At 49.6% G+C, this 16560-nt stretch carries 12 protein-coding genes; 10 read left to right on the top strand and 2 right to left on the bottom strand.

Annotated elements, in window-relative coordinates:
- Window positions 1–2 precede the first annotated feature (2 nt).
- A complete protein-coding gene (locus tag B147_RS0104535) occupies window positions 3–443 on the bottom strand; it encodes a DarG family dialkylresorcinol biosynthesis protein (protein ID WP_020586058.1) in 441 nt (146 codons plus the stop codon).
- 203 nt (window positions 444–646) lie between these two features.
- On the opposite strand from B147_RS0104535, the gene B147_RS0104530 reads away from it, so the two are divergent.
- The 8 genes from B147_RS0104530 to B147_RS0104495 all read left to right on the top strand — a co-directional run bounded on the left by B147_RS0104530 (window position 647) and on the right by B147_RS0104495 (window position 11881).
- A complete protein-coding gene (locus B147_RS0104530) occupies window positions 647–2833 on the top strand; it encodes a beta-ketoacyl-[acyl-carrier-protein] synthase family protein (protein WP_020586057.1) in 2187 nt (728 codons plus the stop codon).
- Between the two features lie 29 nt (window positions 2834–2862).
- A complete protein-coding gene (locus B147_RS0104525) occupies window positions 2863–3408 on the top strand; it encodes a methyltransferase family protein (protein WP_020586056.1) in 546 nt (181 codons plus the stop codon).
- Window positions 3409–3486: 78 nt separating this feature from the next.
- Window positions 3487–4485 carry a radical SAM protein gene (locus tag B147_RS0104520; protein WP_020586055.1) on the top strand — a complete coding sequence of 333 codons (999 nt, stop codon included), beginning with the start codon at window positions 3487–3489 and terminating at the stop codon, window positions 4483–4485.
- Entirely contained in the window at window positions 4479–4916 is a 438-nt protein-coding gene (locus tag B147_RS0104515) for an acyl-CoA thioesterase (protein WP_020586054.1), read from the top strand. Before B147_RS0104520 ends, B147_RS0104515 begins: the two co-directional genes overlap by 7 nt.
- A gap of 4 nt (window positions 4917–4920) precedes the next feature.
- Window positions 4921–8283, top strand: coding sequence for a DegV family protein (locus tag B147_RS30030; protein WP_020586053.1), 3363 nt, complete (start codon window positions 4921–4923; stop codon window positions 8281–8283).
- Between the two features lie 192 nt (window positions 8284–8475).
- Window positions 8476–8739, top strand: a complete 264-nt coding sequence (locus tag B147_RS0104505; RefSeq protein ID WP_020586052.1) for a phosphopantetheine-binding protein — start codon at window positions 8476–8478, stop codon at window positions 8737–8739.
- Window positions 8736–9155, top strand: a complete 420-nt coding sequence (locus B147_RS0104500) for an ApeI family dehydratase (protein ID WP_020586051.1) — start codon at window positions 8736–8738, stop codon at window positions 9153–9155. The genes B147_RS0104505 and B147_RS0104500 overlap by 4 nt, the downstream gene beginning before the upstream one ends.
- Window positions 9156–9211: 56 nt before the next feature.
- Entirely contained in the window at window positions 9212–11881 is a 2670-nt protein-coding gene (locus B147_RS0104495; protein WP_020586050.1) for a molybdopterin-dependent oxidoreductase, read from the top strand.
- A gap of 497 nt (window positions 11882–12378) precedes the next feature.
- On the opposite strand, the gene B147_RS0104490 is transcribed toward B147_RS0104495, so the two are convergent.
- Entirely contained in the window at window positions 12379–14754 is a 2376-nt protein-coding gene (locus B147_RS0104490; protein WP_020586049.1) for a PAS domain S-box protein, read from the bottom strand.
- A 457-nt stretch (window positions 14755–15211) separates the two neighbouring features.
- Here B147_RS0104490 and B147_RS0104485 point away from each other — a divergent pair, with 457 nt between their 5' ends.
- Both B147_RS0104485 and B147_RS0104480 read left to right on the top strand, forming a co-directional pair.
- A complete protein-coding gene (locus B147_RS0104485) occupies window positions 15212–15955 on the top strand; it encodes a Mut7-C RNAse domain-containing protein (protein WP_020586048.1) in 744 nt (247 codons plus the stop codon).
- A 344-nt stretch (window positions 15956–16299) separates the two neighbouring features.
- Window positions 16300–16560: a phosphopantetheine-binding protein gene (locus tag B147_RS0104480; RefSeq protein ID WP_033396886.1), complete on the top strand. Its 261-nt coding sequence runs from the start codon at window positions 16300–16302 to the stop codon at window positions 16558–16560.

The following is a 16560-nucleotide window of genomic DNA, read 5'->3' as shown; positions in this document are numbered from 1 at the left end:
CTTTACGCTTTATTGTTTCGGGAGGCGGGGCAATTCATGGCCGGCTTTTCCGGCAGGGATTTTAGTTCATCCACGGATACATTGAATAATGCGGCGTACTTCTCCAGGACATCTCCTTTTAACTTTTTGAATACAGCTGGTTTAAGATGCCGTTTGACCTGCCAGCGATACAGACCTATATACTGGGCAAGAAGCCTGACATCCATCTGGTGGCACGCCATATAAAATCCAATGGGACTGAGTTTTCCGTCAAGAATATCTTCACGGGCTTTGGCTATTTTCTTTTCAATGACCTGCCATGCCTGCCTGTTGGCGACATTCTTGGGATCCCATCCAATACTTTGGGCCAGGCTGTAATTTCCGTTCTGATCCACGGCATAGCATACCTCACGGCCATAATCGTCTAAAATACCGGGGTCTTGGGGGACGTCTTTAATTTCCATTGCAGATAAAAACTTAAGATTTTAAAAAAGGTATAAAAATAGTCTATTAAAAATTTGTTTACGACTTACACTGAATTAATCGTTAAAAACAAGCCTAATTTTACAATATGCTTCCAATGGTGAGCCTGAAATGATATTTCGAACAGGAATTTTTCGACAGGATCGTATCTGTAGAGTACCATCCTGATCATAGGAGCTAAGTTATGACATCGGGTGCTTACATTGCTGCAATGGGAATCATATCCGCCTTAGGGACAGGGGCGGATAACACTTACCAGGCCCTTAAACGCAGTGAATCAGGTCTGACTTCCGTGGATTTTTTTCAACTCAACCGCCCGGATTTTCCCAAGGTGGGTATGGTCCCGGGGATCATTAAAGACAATGTTCCCAGGACCCACGCCCTTGCCCGGATCGCTGCCGGACAGATTATGGCACAATGCAGCCGGGTCCCGGATGCCGTTGTGTTAGGTGCCACCACCGGGGGGATGCTGACCTGCGAATCCCTGCTCAAAGCCAAAGAGACCGATCCGAAACTGTTCCAATACCACGGTCTGGGCACGGTGGCAGAGGATATTGCCGACCTGATGGGCTGCACTGGCCCGGCCATCACCGTATCCACAGCCTGTTCTTCGGGAAATGCAGCCCTGACCATCGCTTTGGAAATGATCCGTTCGGGCCGGGCCGAAACCGTCCTGGCCGGGGGAGCGGATGCCCTGTGCCGGATGACCTGCTTTGGGTTTCAGTCCCTGCAGGTGGTTGACCCGGCAGGGGCCCGTCCCTTTGATAAAAACCGTGCAGGCATGAGCGTTGCCGAAGGGGCAGGCCTGCTGCTGCTTGTTTCCCAAAAACCTGAAAATCCCATTGCAGTACTGTCCGGCGGCGGACTGTCCTGTGATGCATACCACGCCTCATCCCCGCATCCCGAGGGGAACGGCGCGTTTGATGCTATGGCAAAGGCCATGGAGGACGCCGGCGTCACCCCCGGACAAATCGATTACATCAGCCTGCACGGCACAGGCACCGAGGCCAATGACAGGGCAGAGGCCATGGCCGTGAACCGGCTTTTTACCCCAGCCAAGCCTGCGTCATCATCGGTAAAAGGCGCCACAGGCCATCCCATGGCCGCTGCCGGGGCCATTGAAGCGGTGATTTCCGCCATTGCCGTATCCAGAGGAATTATTCCCGGCAATACCGGATTCAGTACGCCGGACCCTGAACTGAATTTCATTCCGGTTCCCAGCCCCATACAAAGGCCCGTTCACAGGGTATTGTCAAATACATTTGGATTTGGCGGGAATAATGCAGCCATTGTGATATCAGAAACAGAAAACCGGACATCCGGGACCTGCCCCCAGGATACAAAGGAGAACCAAACGCCGAAAATAGGTCCCATGTCGGTTCTGGGTTACGCCTGTGTGACAGGTGCAGGCACCACGGCTGAAAGCCTGGACCTGTTTTACAAGGGACAGTCCCTGGCAGGCATGGTCACGGACAAAACCTTGACAGACCTGCTCACCTTGAAAAAAGTGCGGCGGATGAAACGATTCTCCCGCCTGATGCTGGCCCTGGCGGTCCTGGCCGGAAAAGAGACACCCGCCGACATATCGCCGGCATCCATTATCGGCGGCACGGGCTGGGGATCGTTGTCCGAAACCTGGGACTTTCTTTCACGGCTTTTTGCAGGCAATGAAAAATCCTCCAGCCCCATTGACTTTGTGGGATCGGTCCATAACGCCGCCCTGGGCCATGTGGCCATGGAACTTGGCGCAAAAGGGGCAAACATCACCACCACAGGCGGAGATGTATCTTTTGAGCAAGCCCTGTGGACAGCCGGGATTCTGGGCAAAAAGGACCATGCTCCCATGATGGTCATGGGCGGGGATGAACACCATCCTGACCTGTCTCTCAGATTTGACATGTCCGTAATCCCGGAAGACACAGCGGCGGACGGCGGCGGAGCCCTGGTGCTGGCTCCGAAGGCGATTCCAGGCAACCCCACCCTGACCCCCCGCCTTTTCATGAAAAATGATGACCGCCTTGAACCCAAGGATGCCCTGGCAGGCCTTATCCGGGAACTGCCGGATTTCAATGACAGGTATGGTGCTGTCATGGCCGGTATTCCCCGGGCCTGTGCCCTCCGGGGAACCACCCTGGTTAAGACGTTGTCCAATGCATTTTCATCGTCCATACCCATCCTGGATTACCGCCGGCAAACCGGACAGTTTGCCACGGCCCCGGCGGTTGCAGCCGTGCTTGCTGTGGATGCGGTAAAAAACAACAAACTGCCGGATCCCCAATTCCCAGGACAGTGCATAGATCTCCAGGGCCGGGGGATACTCCTTCTGGGCCTTGGCCGATACCTTACCGCCGTTGAGGTGATGCCCGGATAAAAGGCCTTCAACCCTATTTGGATAACCTTATGAATTTTATTCTTTTTATGTTAATCAGCCTGATTCTGGTGTGGATTTCCCGGCACACGCTGAAAAATTATCGCAGCCACGGCTTTTACCGCTTTTTTGCCTTTGAAGGCATTGCCGCACTGCTCGCCTTAAATCAACCGTATTGGTTTAACGATCCCTTTTCAATGCGGCAGATCATTGCCTGGACACTGCTGATCTGTTCCATCGGTTTTGTCCTGTTCGCGGTGAAACGGCTTCGCGCCTTGGGGGGACACTGCCGCCGTGATGACATGCCTGAAAACTTTAATTTTGAAAATACGACTCATCTGGTTGACTCGGGCTTGTACCGATTTATTCGCCATCCCATGTACACGTCTTTGCTGCTTTTGAACTGGGGCGCGTTTTTAAAGCATATCACCCCCGTCACCCTAGGAATCAGTGTGATCACAACACTGTTCCTTATTGCCACAGCCAAGGTGGAGGAAAAAGAAAACCAAACCGTTTTCGGGGAGGCCTACACCGAGTATTGCAGCAAATCAAAGATGTTTATCCCATTTTTATTTTAGTCTTGTTTACGATGTGTCATTCTATTATATTATTTACCTTTAAAAAACCCAATACAGGCAAGGCAAGGAAGCTGTCTTATGAAAACAGTTAGTTCTCTTCTGGATCAACAGTGGTATGCACGATATAAAGCCATTTCCAAGCTCAACATACGAAGCTCCATCTATGATGTAACCAACCGCTGTAACCTTCGCTGCAAGGGCTGTTTCTTCTTTTCATCCGGCGAACACGAGGCGGCCGAAGAGCAGATGGATATTACAGAATGGGAAGCCTTTATTGACCGGGAAAAGGAACGGGGTGTCAACCTTGCCATTCTCATCGGCGGAGAACCCACCCTATGCCTGGACCGGGTCGAGGCGTTTTATGACCGCATGCCCACATTTATGGCCACAAACGGACTGATCAAAGTACCCAGGGACCGTTTTCCCGATATGATGGTGGGTATTTCGCTGTGGGGCAGCAGTGAAGACGAAAAAACATTAAGGGGAAAAGACACTTTTGCCATATCCAGCCGCCACTATGAAGGCGACCCTCATGTTTACTATCTTTTGACCATCACCCCCAAACTGGTGGGGGATATTGAGCCCATCGTCCAAAAAATCCGCAATGTCGGCGTCAAAGTGCATATGCAACTGCTTTCCAATGACGAAGGTGTGGACGGATTCAGTTGGACAAAGCAAGAGCTGGCAGATGTGCGCCAAGAGATGGACGACTTATTGGACCGTTATCCCGATACGGTGGTCTCCGCAAAATACTACCACAAGATCATCACCACGGGCACCATGTTGGGCAGACCCTTTGGGTGGGCGGAGTGTCCCTCGGTGACCCAGCCCCTGGACGACCGGAAAAACAATCCCAAACGGTTGACCAACTTCATCCGCTGGGCCTCGGACCTTAAAACCATGCACCGCTGCTGCACCTCTGAAACCCGGGACTGTAAAACCTGCAAGGACGGTGCCGCCCATATGAGCTGGGTCATGGTCAATAAGCGGGCCCACATGAACAATACCCAGGATCTGCAGAACTGGATAACGGTGTATGAAATGTTCGCCAAACTATATCAATTTATTCCATGGTAAAAAAAACCGAAAAGAAAAGGGCGGTCTACAAGCACTTTGAAACGGTGCACAAAGTTCCGTTCCATGACATGGACCCCATGCATGTGATGTGGCACGGCAATTATTATAAATACTTTGATGTGACAAGGTTCGATTTATTTAAAGCAGCAGGCATTGACCTGTATGAATACTCCTTTTCAAAACATGTCAGTTTCCCGGTGAGCCGTTCATCCATCAAGCATATTGCACCTTTAAAATTTCATGACCAATTTATCTGCAAAGCCACTGTGACGGAAGCTGAATACAAAATCGGCATGGATTTTGAGATCCGGCTTAAAGAGACAGGCCAAATCTGTGCCCGGGGGAAAAGCGAACAAGTGGCGGTGCGTGTGCCTGAAATGACGCTTTTGTTCAGAATTCCCGAGGATATAACCTCAGCGCTTCTGGTGTGACATCATGCCAAAAGGCCCTTTTGCATGCACGGACACCCAACAAATTACAAACGCCCTTGCCGTTGGCTACGAAAGGATTGTGGCCTGGGCGGATCTGCTGGATCAGGTCAATGTCTTTCCGGTCCATGATTCAGATACCGGCAAAAACCTGAAAATCAGCCTGGCACCCTTTAAGCAGATTGGGCTGGATAACGGCGCAGGCAATGGCCATAGCAAAACATCTTCGGGGCGCTCGTTTGACCGGCTGATTAAAAAGCTGTCAATGTCAGCCATCGGCAATTCCGGTAATATTTCAGCGGCCTTTTTTTCGGGTTTTTTATCCCATCCATTGCCCGCATCTTTGCCCAATGCCGCCAGGCAGGGCTTAAATATGGCCATGAACGCCGTGGCCGACCCAAGGCCCGGTACCATGCTGGACCTGTTTGAAAGCCAGGCCTGTTTTTTTGATGACAGGGCACATGGCGGCCGGCTTCAGGACGCCGCCTTTGACACCGATGAACTGACCGACGTGCTCAGACAAAATGTGGCCCAAAGTATCACCCGGTTGCCCGCACTTCAAAAAGCAGGTGTCGTGGATGCCGGTGCATTGGGCATGTTCCTGTTTCTGGAAGGATTTTTCAAAGCCCTTGAGTACAGACAGGACCAATGTATCCCGGTCATGGAAAGTTTCAAGGACCAGCTCTGTGTGTCGGCCGGATACATAGACCCTTCACCCGCGGCTTTTTGTGTGGATTTACAGGTCCGGGTGGGTCGAGGCACCGGCACCCCGGACGCGTTGATTAAGACCCTTGGCGACAGCATTGTTTCGGCACAAACTGACCAATCCCTGAAAATCCATGTACACACCAGGGACCGGGATGCGCTTAAACAAAAGGTCGCCGAAATAGGGTCTATTACGGCATGGGATGCCGAACCTATCATAACCCGGCCACAAAAGGCAAAGGCCCCAACACCCCCAAACACGGTGGGCATCATCACTGATGCGGCAGGCTCCATCACCCGGGAGCGGGCCGCAGAACTTGGCATCACGCTCATGGACAGTTTCATCGTGACCGATGACGGCACAAGTCCTGAAACCCTGGCAGATCCGGCCAGAATCTATGCAGACATGGCCCGGGGCAAACGGATCATGACGGCCCAGGCCTCGGCATTCCAGCGCCATGAGACCTTCAGGAAGATGTTGGGACAATACGACCGGGTCCTTTACCTGTGTGTGGGATCCGTGTATACAGGCAATTATGACGTTGCCGTCCAGTGGGTTGCGGACAACGGGCTTTCAGAACGGATGCGGGTTGTGGATACCGGTGCGGCATCCGGCAGGCTCGGGCTGATTGCCGAAACCGTTGCCCTGGCGGCCGGAACCTTGAAGGACCTGGCGGAACTGGAAGCCCATGCATTGAAAATTATTGGGGCCTGTGACGAACTGCTTTTCCTTAACCAGCTTAAATACCTGGCCATGGGTGGCAGGATGTCCAAGACCGGCAGTGTAGCGGGAGATCTTCTCAGCATCCGGCCCGTCATCAGCCCGAAAGCAGACGGCGCCCGGAAACTTGCCAATGTCAGAAACAGCGCCGGCCAGATCCGGTATGCCGTCAACCGGCTTGAGCGCGCGTTTGGAAGCCCCGCGTCACCCAGGATACTTCTGGAATATTCCGACAACAAGGCATGGGTGGCGGCCTCGGTCATGCCCCAAATACGTCAGGCCTGTCCCCGGGCACGCGTGTCCCTCGTTCCATTGTCCTTGACCTCAGGGGTTCACATGGGGCCGGGCACCTGGGGAATGGCATTTTTACCCGAAGAACTGACCCCAAGAGACACAGAGAAAGGCGTTTACCATGAAAATGTTTTCAAGCGCCATTATCCCTTTTTCCAAGGAGAGTCTGCCATGAAAGTGCTTCTGATGTCCATGCCCGATGTAGCCCCCCTGGTCATTCACCAAAATGCCGTGCATTTCCCCAACCTTGGCATTGCCAGCATCGGCGGCAATATCCATGAACGGCATGAGGTCAGAATCATTGACCTGATCCGGAAACGCCGGTCCATCCGGGCCTACCTGACAAAACAACTCACAAAGCTTGCGCCGGATATCGTGGGACTTTCGGCCATGTCCTGGCAATGGGACACCTGCTGCCGGATTATCCGGCTGATCAAACGTGTCCGGCCCAGTGCAAAAATCGTGGTCGGGGGATATCATGCCACCCTGATGACCCAGGAGATTACCAAATCCCCGGAAGGCAAACTGATCGATTTCATCGTCCAGGGTGAAGGAGAAACGGCATTTAAACGTTTGGTGGAAGCCCTGGACGGCCGGGACACGTTCCAGGACATCCCCTCCCTGACCTACAGAGACGGAGACGAGTTTATCACCAATCCCATGGGTGAGCTGCAGGATCTGTCCCAATTAAAACCGCCCATCCGGGACAAGCGGCGGCTGACCTGGGGATACCATGTGATGAACATGAAGGCCGAGGTGCTGGAGACCTCAAGGGGATGCACCCGCACCTGCAACTTTTGCAGCATGAAGCACATGTACGGCCGCACATTCAGGACCTATCCCATTGACAGGGTCATTGCCGACCTTGATGACATTTACTATAATAAAAAAACCCGGCTGGCCTTTATTGTGGATGACAACCTGGTTCTGGACACAGACAGAGTCATGCGGCTGTGTGATGCCATCATTCAGCGGGGATACAGACGCCTGAAACTGGTGGTGCAGGCCGACAGCCTGACCATGGCCACCAATGAGGCCATGATTCGAAAAATGGCCCAGGCCGGATTTAAGTCCGTATTTTTAGGCATTGAAAACGTCTCAAAAACAAACCTTGCCGCGGCAGGCAAAGGAAATATTGTGGAATACTCAAGAAAGGCCGTGGCATTGTGCCAGAAACATGGCCTGATGGTCATCGGCGGCCTGATATTCGGATTTCCCAATGATGACGAGACAGCCATTATTGAAAATTACCGTTTTTTAAAAGAGATCAATGCCGATGCCGCCTATTGCCAACTCCTGACCCCCTACCCTAAAACAGGCATGCGGGAGCAGTTGATGAGCCAGGGGCTTATTACCAATGCCTTGGATTTGAAGAAATATAACGGCCTGTGGGCCAATGTCAAAACCCGCCACCTGAGTGCCGAGAGGCTGCAATACCTGTTCTGGTATCACCGCCAGACCGTTCTGGGATGGTGGGACCCGTCGTCCAGGGCCAAAGGGACCGGAAAATTATGGACGGGCATCTGGACATATATGTTCAAACCCATACTGCAACAACAGCATGCCAGGGTCCTCAGGAGAAAGGGGTGGGACGGTATTTATAAAGATGTGTTAAAAGAACAGGAAGACATGAACACCTTTGAAGGCCTTTAAAATAGTGTTTGAACGAAAAGTCACCTATCTGCGGCGTTGCAGAAAAATTTACAATCCTCACAACCATGAGGTTGCTCCGGTTACAAATTTTTCTGCGCCTTGCATATGGGCAACTTTTCGTCCAAACACAGGGCTTCGTTCAAGCACCTAATAGATAATTAAACCCATGAAGCATATTGTATTGGATGATATATGGAAAAGCTGATTTCAGAGCTGAAGCAAAAAATTGTCGACACACTGGGACTGACGGATGTAACACCCGAGGATATCAATGAACAGGACCAACTGATCGGAGGCCCTTTGGGACTTGATTCCATTGATGTCCTGGAGATGGTCATGATGCTGGAAAACGATTACGGGGTTGTCATTGACAATAAAGAGCTGGGAGAAACCGTATTTGCGACCCTTGATACCCTGGCCCGGTATGTTAACGAACACGGAAACTCAGGGTCATGACCCCATCCATGGACATGGCAGGCCTTTGCGGTTCCGGGTATGAGCTCAGCGAAATCAGTATGACCGAAGCATCGGTTATTACAGCCCGGTTCACCGTTAAATCCGGCTCACCCTGGTTTGACGGACACTTCCCGGACAACCCCATTGTTCCGGGCATTGTCCAGATGAGCATGATTTTTGACCTGATGCAGCGCACAATGGGACCAGGTCTGGAGCTTGGGGGATTCAAGCGTGTCAGGTTCAAACAGCTGATCAGACCGGATACCCCTGTTTCCGTTTTGATAAAGCCGGCAAAAAAAATACCGGACCGTTTTGAATATCAGCTTACGATAGATCAAAAGATTATCTGTACAGGATTTATTGATATCCGTATTGACCGGACGGCCAGGCCTCCGGATCAGAGCACTTGCATGTAACTTCCCTACAGCTTAATATCAATTTATACCCATGCATAGTAAATCAAGGATTAAAAATGAAAAAAATTAATTTAACAATCAATGGCTGCGAAAGACAGGTGATTGCCGATAAAAATTTGGTTCTGCTTGATTTGCTCCGGGAGCAGTTAAACCTGACCGGCACCAAACAATCCTGTGATAGAAAAGGACAATGCGGCGCATGCACTGTAATCGTCAATAAAAAAGCGGTATTGTCGTGTCTGACCAGAGTAGACAAACTCGATGGCGCATCAGTGATCTCCATCGAAGGACTGGGCACACCGGACAACCCGCATCTTATCCAGCATGCGTTTGTACTGGCGGGCGCCATCCAGTGCGGTTTTTGTACGCCCGGTATGATTATGGCCGCCAAAGCCCTGCTGGACACCAATCTCAATCCTAGGGTTGAAGAAATCAAACACGCTCTGCGGCGCAATATCTGCCGCTGCACAGGTTATGTAAAAATCATTGAAGCCGTGCAACTGGCCGCCCAATTTCTCAGGGGTGAAAAAAATCCTGAAGAGATCACCCCCTTGCCCACCGACCCCAAAATAGGCGTTTCCCATTCCCGGCCGTCGGCCATGATAAAAGCATGCGGCACAGCCGCCTTTACCTCGGATATTATCATGCCGGACGCTGTGGAAATCGCCGTGGTACGAAGCCCTCACATGCATGCAAAGATTCATAAGATCGATTTTTCCGGGGCTGAAAAAATGCCGGGATTTATCGGCACCCTGACTGCCGCAGATATCAAAGGCGCCAACCGCTTGAAATATGTTGTGGAAGACCGCCCTATCCTGTGTGAAGACCGGGTGCGGACCATGGGTGATGCGGTTGCCGCCGTGGTGGCCCAAACCCGTGAACAGGCATTGGCCGCGGCCCAGGCCGTGGACGTTCAATATTCGCTTTTGCCTGAGGTGACGACTACCAGCCGGGCGATGGAGCCTGACGCGCCCCGGATACATCCCCACAAGCCAAATCTATGTTTTTCCCAGCCGTTGATCAAAGGGGACACAGATGAAGGGTTCAAAAAAGCGGCCGCTGTGATTGAACAAAACTTCACGACCCAGTTAAACCACCAGGCCCCGTTGGAACCTGAAAATAGTGTGGCCTACATGGAAGGAGAGGGCCAGGATGCCGTTCTGGTGGTGTTGGGCCGCAGTATTAACATCCATCTTCACATGGCAACGCTGCAGGCCGCTCTCGGATATGACAACATTCGTTATGAAGAGCCTTTTTCAGGCGGCCAGTTCGGCATGAAGCTGGAAATTTTTACTGAGGGTATTGCGGCTGCGGCCGCATTGAAATTCAAGCGGCCCGTGCGTTATATCCCAAGCCTTGCGGAATCCATGATGATTACATCCAAACGCCACCCCTTTGACATTCAATTGAAAATGGGTGCTGACGAGAATGGCAAACTTACAGCCCTTGAGATGGATATCACTGTGGACAACGGCGCTTACCACTCCATCGGCAACGTCATCATCAACCGGGCCCTTCAAATGTTGACAAGCTCCTATTATGTGCCCAACGTCAAGGTGGCGTCAAAGCTTGTTTATACCAATAATCCATGGGGAAGTGCAGCCCGTGGCGCAGGTCCCCCACAGGCGCATTATGCGCTTGAATGCGGAATGACTATGCTGGCCGGGAAATTAAATATGGACCCGCTGACGTTCAGGAAGCAAAACAGCCTTAAAACCGGGCTGACCAAGGCAACCGGGCATGTCCAGGACGATGTATGGCCGTTCCCAGAGCTTTGTGATGATATTTTACCCCATTATGAAAGAGCCCTGGCCGATGCAAAGGCCCATGATAATACAGGTCCTGTCAAACGCGGGGTGGGTCTGGGTGCTGCGGCCTTCGGCATTGGTTTCCCGGCAGATAAATCCACCTCGACAGTGGCACTGGAACCGGATGATGGTGTAACCGTATACGCTGCGGCAGCAGACCCGGGAGAAGGCAACGATTCCATGCTTACCCAACTGGCGGCACAGGTGCTGGAACTGCCCCTTGACAAGGTTCGTGCCGTTACCCGGACAACGGATAAAACCACTGCAGCAGGCCCTGCATCCGGCAGCAGGGTAACCCTGATGATCGGCGGCGCTACCGTAGACGCTTTAAAACAATTGAAAAAAGCCATGGATGAAGTTGGATCAAAGACGTTCGATGCCTTTAAGTCTGCAGAAAAGCCAACCCGTTACGTGGGCAATAAATCAACTTTTCAAACCGCGCCTATGGATCCTGAAACAGGCCAGGGACCGTCAACGGAATCTGATACGCATGCCATTCAATTGGCTGAAGTGGAAGTCAACACGGAAACAGGAGAAGTCAAGGTTTTAAAGATGACCTCTGTGGTTGACGCAGGGCCGGTAATCAACCCGAATAACCTTACGGGCCAGATGGAAGGCGGCATGGATATGGGTGTGGGATATGCCCTTCGTGAACAGTATATCGCCGGAAAAACAAAAGACTGGCGTACCTTTAAATTCCCTACAATGAAAACCGCCTTTGACATGGAGGTGTTTTTCAGACAAACGCATAGAAAACGGGGGACCCTTGGCTCCACCGGGGTTGGGGAGATGTCCATGGTCTCAACAGCGCCGGCTGTCATCAACGCCATTGAAAATGCCTGCGGCGCTCTGGTTACGAACCTTCCGGCTACAGCGGACAAGGTTCTTGCCGCAATAGCGGCAGCCCATAAAGTTTAACAATTCCGAGCAATTCCGGGGAGCATGCCTATCAAGTTCCCCGAAATTTATAATAATTTTCAAAAAGACGCTTTTTAGCATCTGATGAGGTTGGGATTGGCGAAAAAACAATTGCCTAAACGCAGGTGATCAGATAGAGTATCCGCCGTAAATTACAATATGGCAGAAAAGTATAATAACGGCCATGGGCCGACCTGACATATCAACTGCCAGGTATAGCCCACAACAAAGGTTGAAAGATCTGTGTTAGTTGCACAGACTTTCTTATGAAAAGCGAGGACCATAATGGAACAATCCGACGGCAATTGCCCCCGTTGCGGCAAGGCCATACCTAATAATGTGCTTTATCAATGTGCGCGCTGTTTTTCAAAATACTGTAAGGAGTGCGACGATTCACATCAGGGGAAGAACTGCCCCAAATGTGGCCTGGCCGCGAGAATTGTGCTGGATCAGAGTCCCAAGTGATTTCAGTTACCCTGCTGCACGCAGCTTAATTTTTATCGCTCAACCGGCAGTCGAATAATAAAATTTGTCCCTCTTCCCGGTTCAGAAACGACGTCCATCGTACCCTTATGATTTTCAGTGATGATAAAATAAGAAATGGATAACCCCAACCCTGTACCGATCCCTACCGGTTTTGTCGTAAAGAACGGCTCAAACACCTTTAATCGGGTCTGCTCATCCATCCCCGGGCCATTATCCTCTATTTCTATATGGACCATCTCCGGTTCCCCTTCACTGAAAATTCTAAGGATAAATCGTGGAGATTGAGTTTTTGCCGCTTGCATGGCCTGGGCACCATTCCGGAAAATATTCAGCAGCACTTGCTGAATTTTTGCGCCTTCACAGGCTATCATGGGTAGATTGACGGCATATTCTTTTACAATTTCAATGGATTTAAAATCATACTGTTTTTTGAAGTCATAGCTCGTAGCAGCCAGTTCAAGGATTTCATCCATAAGTTTATCTGGATAAAAGGAAGAGACGGTGGTATCTGATTTTCGTGCAAAACTGAGCATGCTGTTAACTATTTCAGCCGCACGTGCCCCGGATTCATGAATGGCATCAATCATGCGGAAAATATTCCTTTTTTCCATGAAAGCCGTGATATCCTCCATGAAGATGCCAAGTTCTTCTGCCACTCTCAAATTTGCAGGCATATCAATATCTCTCAACCGAGATCTTATGACATTGGCACTTTGCATCATGCCTGCCAGGGGATTATTTATCTCATGGGCCATGCCCGCTGCAAGCCCCCCCACCGAAAGCATTTTTTCGGATTGGATCAGCATTTCATGCGTCTTTTTCTGTTCTGTAATGTCCCGTACAATGCCAACTGCACTCCAGCCATCCTGGGAATCAATTGCTGACAGGGATAGCCCGATGACTATCTTTTCTCCGTCTTTTCTGATCGCTTCCAGCTCTATAGTTTTATTGATTGCGTTGCCTTGGCCTATTTGCTGAAATATCCCGGAGGCATTATTATGAGTTCTACTGTAGTGTTGCAGCATCAACAGTTGATGCAGATTCCGACCAATTGCTTCCTGGTGGGTATAGCCAAAAATTTGTTTGGCCGCCGGGTTCCAAAATAAAATTTTTTCTTGGCTGTCTATTACAATAATAGCATCCCGGGATGAGTCTGTAATACTTTGCAGCCTCTTGGTGGTATTCAACAATGTCTGCTCTGCCTGTTTCCTCAAGGTTATATCAGAAACGCTGAACACGGCACGTTGCATTGGATCGGAAGGATCAATGCTGCTGATTTTTATGTATGCAAAGAATGTTGAGCCGTCTTTGCGCCGAACTGTAGCCTCACCCTCAATCGGCTCGCCGGCTCTCGCCCCATCATATAACATCCTGCCAAAGTAGAGATAGTCTTCTTCATTAACATACAATTGGCGGGTACTCTTGTTCTGATAATCCTTTTTAGATTCGAATCTGAACAACGACTTAAATTCGTCATTCGCCCATTTCAAGATCCTATTTTCAACCAGGATAATACCTATTGGCGAGGCCGCCAAGGTGTGATTTAAGGTGTCGTAGCTTCGTTGTAAAGCATTTTCCGTTTGTCTTCGGATATTAATTTCGGTTTGAAGCTGTCTGTTGGTATTGAGCAATTCCGATGTCCGTTGAGCCACCTTCTGTTCCAATGTTTTTGAATATTCCTCAATTTGTTGTTGGGCTTGTCGAAGCTTCGCGGTTCTATCTTCAACTTTTTTTGCCAATACTTGTTCTCTTTTTGCCATTTGCAGGTACCGAATTTTTTTAATTTCATCTTCGATGGTTTTCTTCGAAGAGAAAATTTTCAATTCTACATATGGGTTATCCTGGTCATAATGGCAAAAGACATCTGCCCAGCATCGGGTGTTAAACGCATGACTAAATATTCCAATAATTTTCCCCTGCAAGAAAGGGCATCCCCAGCGTTCTTCAGCAGGAAGATTCCTTTGCATGCTTATCTCCCATGAATTATGTATTATCACTGTCGCTTTTTGGGCTTCAGCATTAAACTCAGGCATTTCAAAAACACCCCACCCTGCGGTTGAAACTGCCTCTCCCCAAGCCAAAAACCCTGTTTCAAAATTTTCCCCCAGAGTTGAGACCATTGCGTGATAATCTTCATAGGTGCCAAGACTTGATGAATACGCTATAAGTAACTGAAATAAATCGGGTCCAATTTCTTTAGCAAGCGGCAATAACATTCGTACCAGAGAAGGGTCTGTCCAGAAAAGAGCCGAATCTATCCCAAAAAAGGACAAATTACCATTTTCCAAATCCCAAACAATTGAGGCGTTCTTTAACTCGACGTCAATTCTGTCGTCATATTGAGATGGTTCGATTACAAAATTGGATCGTTGTTCTTCTTTGGCCATATTTACATCCTTTTATAAGAAAGTCTCCATAAGATACTGAAATACTTTCTTACTTTGTTGTGGGCTGCACCTCGGTGTTGATATGTCAGGTCAGCCCATGGCTGTTATAAGAAACTCTCTATAAGCCAAAGAGATGTTTCAATATTCGTTGTAGGCCGAACCACGGTCAAAGACCAAGGACGGTCCGTGACCGTTTATATTCAAATATATGGCATCTTAGAGGACAAATATTTTCATCAGAAGAAAATTGCAGGATGCCATCAGAACCATCTGTGCATGTGAATCTTGTCCACGTTACATAAAACAATGTGAAAAATCAATAATCTTGCAGTAAGCATACTTCGGCCAGGTGAATAATCAGGGATAGAAGTGTTGTAATACCATCTGCAATGGGGGAAATTGGTGTATAGTGATAAGATGAGTCATTGCTGAAAGCGTAAGGCCAGGAGGTGAAATATTGCTCATAGAATTTGAAAAATCATTTGAATTTTTTCTTTCCAAGAAAGTAAGCCATGGTCGGGCACGCTGTCCCTTGGACCGGATGGCCAATGTTAAAGATATTGTGGAATCATATGGTGTGCCCCACACAGAAATCGGCAGCCTGGTGTTTGACGGCCGACCCGTTGATTTTTCTTTTGTCTGCCTGACGGACGGCATACTGTCGGTCGGTGCAATTCAGCCGCCCTTTGATGTCTGCTCACCATCTTTTTTAAGGCCGCATCCGGCATGCGCCATTCGGTTTATTGCAGATGTGAATGTCATGCGTCTGGGGCGCCTGATGATTCTGGCCGGTTTTGATGTCTGCTGTTCCTCTTCTTATGAGGATGCACAAATTGCCGACATCGCCGAACAGGAAAGCCGTATTGTGCTGACCCGGGATACCCGGCTGCTCATGAGAAAAAAAATTACATTTGCCCGACGGATACGCGCTGACGACCCTTACGCGCAGCTAATGGAAACCCTGGCTTTTTTCGGCCTTGAAGGTGCGGTCTCTTTTTTTACACGATGCACCCGGTGCAACACCTTGCTGCAGCCTGTGACCAAGACAGCCGTGCTGCCGCTTCTTGAGCCCAAGACCCGGCGGTATTATAATGAATTCTTTCAATGCCCCCGGTGTGGTCAGGTGTACTGGCCGGGTTCCCATCGGGATCATCTTCTGGAAAAAATGAGAGCCGCCGGCCTGGTAACGGATATGATCTGACTGTTCTGCTGGAAACCTGATAGTCTATGCTTTTCACCCAACAGCGATACGGCCTGTCGTGCCCCATCAACGGGATTGATTTACGCCCCAACTACTTGCAATTCTAAGGGAAGTTAGGCTATATGATTTTATTGTCTGTCACAGTCGCCGGTGAAGTGTGAATAACAAATCGTGTTTTTTTACGAGAACAACAATGAAAAAAATTGAAAGTACCCGATGAAAACTGCGCAACGCGTGCAACAAATTCGAAAAATCATTGCTCTTGACCCCTGAATCCTGAAATGGATATCCTGTCAGGAATATGTTAAAAGACATTGAAAATTTATAAGGGAGAAAAATTTAAAATGAACAAAGTAAAAACCATTGACGATGTCATTATCAATGTGGCCCGGATTATCATTGATGAGCTCATGATTGAAGATGTAACGCCGGAAACCTTTGATCCGGAGATGGACCTTGTGGATGAAGTCGGTATTGACAGTATGGACCTTGCCACCGTGGCCCTGGTGATTCAGGATGAGTACGGCATCCGCATTGACGAGGATGACTACCCCAAACTGACAAACGTCCGGCTCATTGCCGAATACATCAACAATAAACGTTAA

It is taken from the genome of Desulfobacter curvatus DSM 3379 (assembly GCF_000373985.1).
Lineage (GTDB): Bacteria > Desulfobacterota > Desulfobacteria > Desulfobacterales > Desulfobacteraceae > Desulfobacter > Desulfobacter curvatus.
Note: the sequence above shows the minus strand (reverse complement) of the source record. Positions and strands in the feature narration are given on the sequence as shown.

Excerpts from the sequence above, each read along its gene's own strand:
- B147_RS0104535 (WP_020586058.1), bottom strand. The coding sequence starts at position 443 with ATGGAAATTAAAGACGTCCCCCAAGACCCCGGTATTTTAGACGATTAT.
- B147_RS0104530 (WP_020586057.1), top strand. The coding sequence starts at position 647 with ATGACATCGGGTGCTTACATTGCTGCAATGGGAATCATATCCGCCTTA.
- B147_RS0104525 (WP_020586056.1), top strand. The coding sequence starts at position 2,863 with ATGAATTTTATTCTTTTTATGTTAATCAGCCTGATTCTGGTGTGGATT.
- B147_RS0104520 (WP_020586055.1), top strand. The coding sequence starts at position 3,487 with ATGAAAACAGTTAGTTCTCTTCTGGATCAACAGTGGTATGCACGATAT.
- B147_RS0104515 (WP_020586054.1), top strand. The coding sequence starts at position 4,479 with ATGGTAAAAAAAACCGAAAAGAAAAGGGCGGTCTACAAGCACTTTGAA.
- B147_RS30030 (WP_020586053.1), top strand. The coding sequence starts at position 4,921 with ATGCCAAAAGGCCCTTTTGCATGCACGGACACCCAACAAATTACAAAC.
- B147_RS0104505 (WP_020586052.1), top strand. The coding sequence starts at position 8,476 with ATGGAAAAGCTGATTTCAGAGCTGAAGCAAAAAATTGTCGACACACTG.
- B147_RS0104500 (WP_020586051.1), top strand. The coding sequence starts at position 8,736 with ATGACCCCATCCATGGACATGGCAGGCCTTTGCGGTTCCGGGTATGAG.
- B147_RS0104495 (WP_020586050.1), top strand. The coding sequence starts at position 9,212 with ATGAAAAAAATTAATTTAACAATCAATGGCTGCGAAAGACAGGTGATT.
- B147_RS0104490 (WP_020586049.1), bottom strand. The coding sequence starts at position 14,754 with ATGGCCAAAGAAGAACAACGATCCAATTTTGTAATCGAACCATCTCAA.
- B147_RS0104480 (WP_033396886.1), top strand. The coding sequence starts at position 16,300 with ATGAACAAAGTAAAAACCATTGACGATGTCATTATCAATGTGGCCCGG.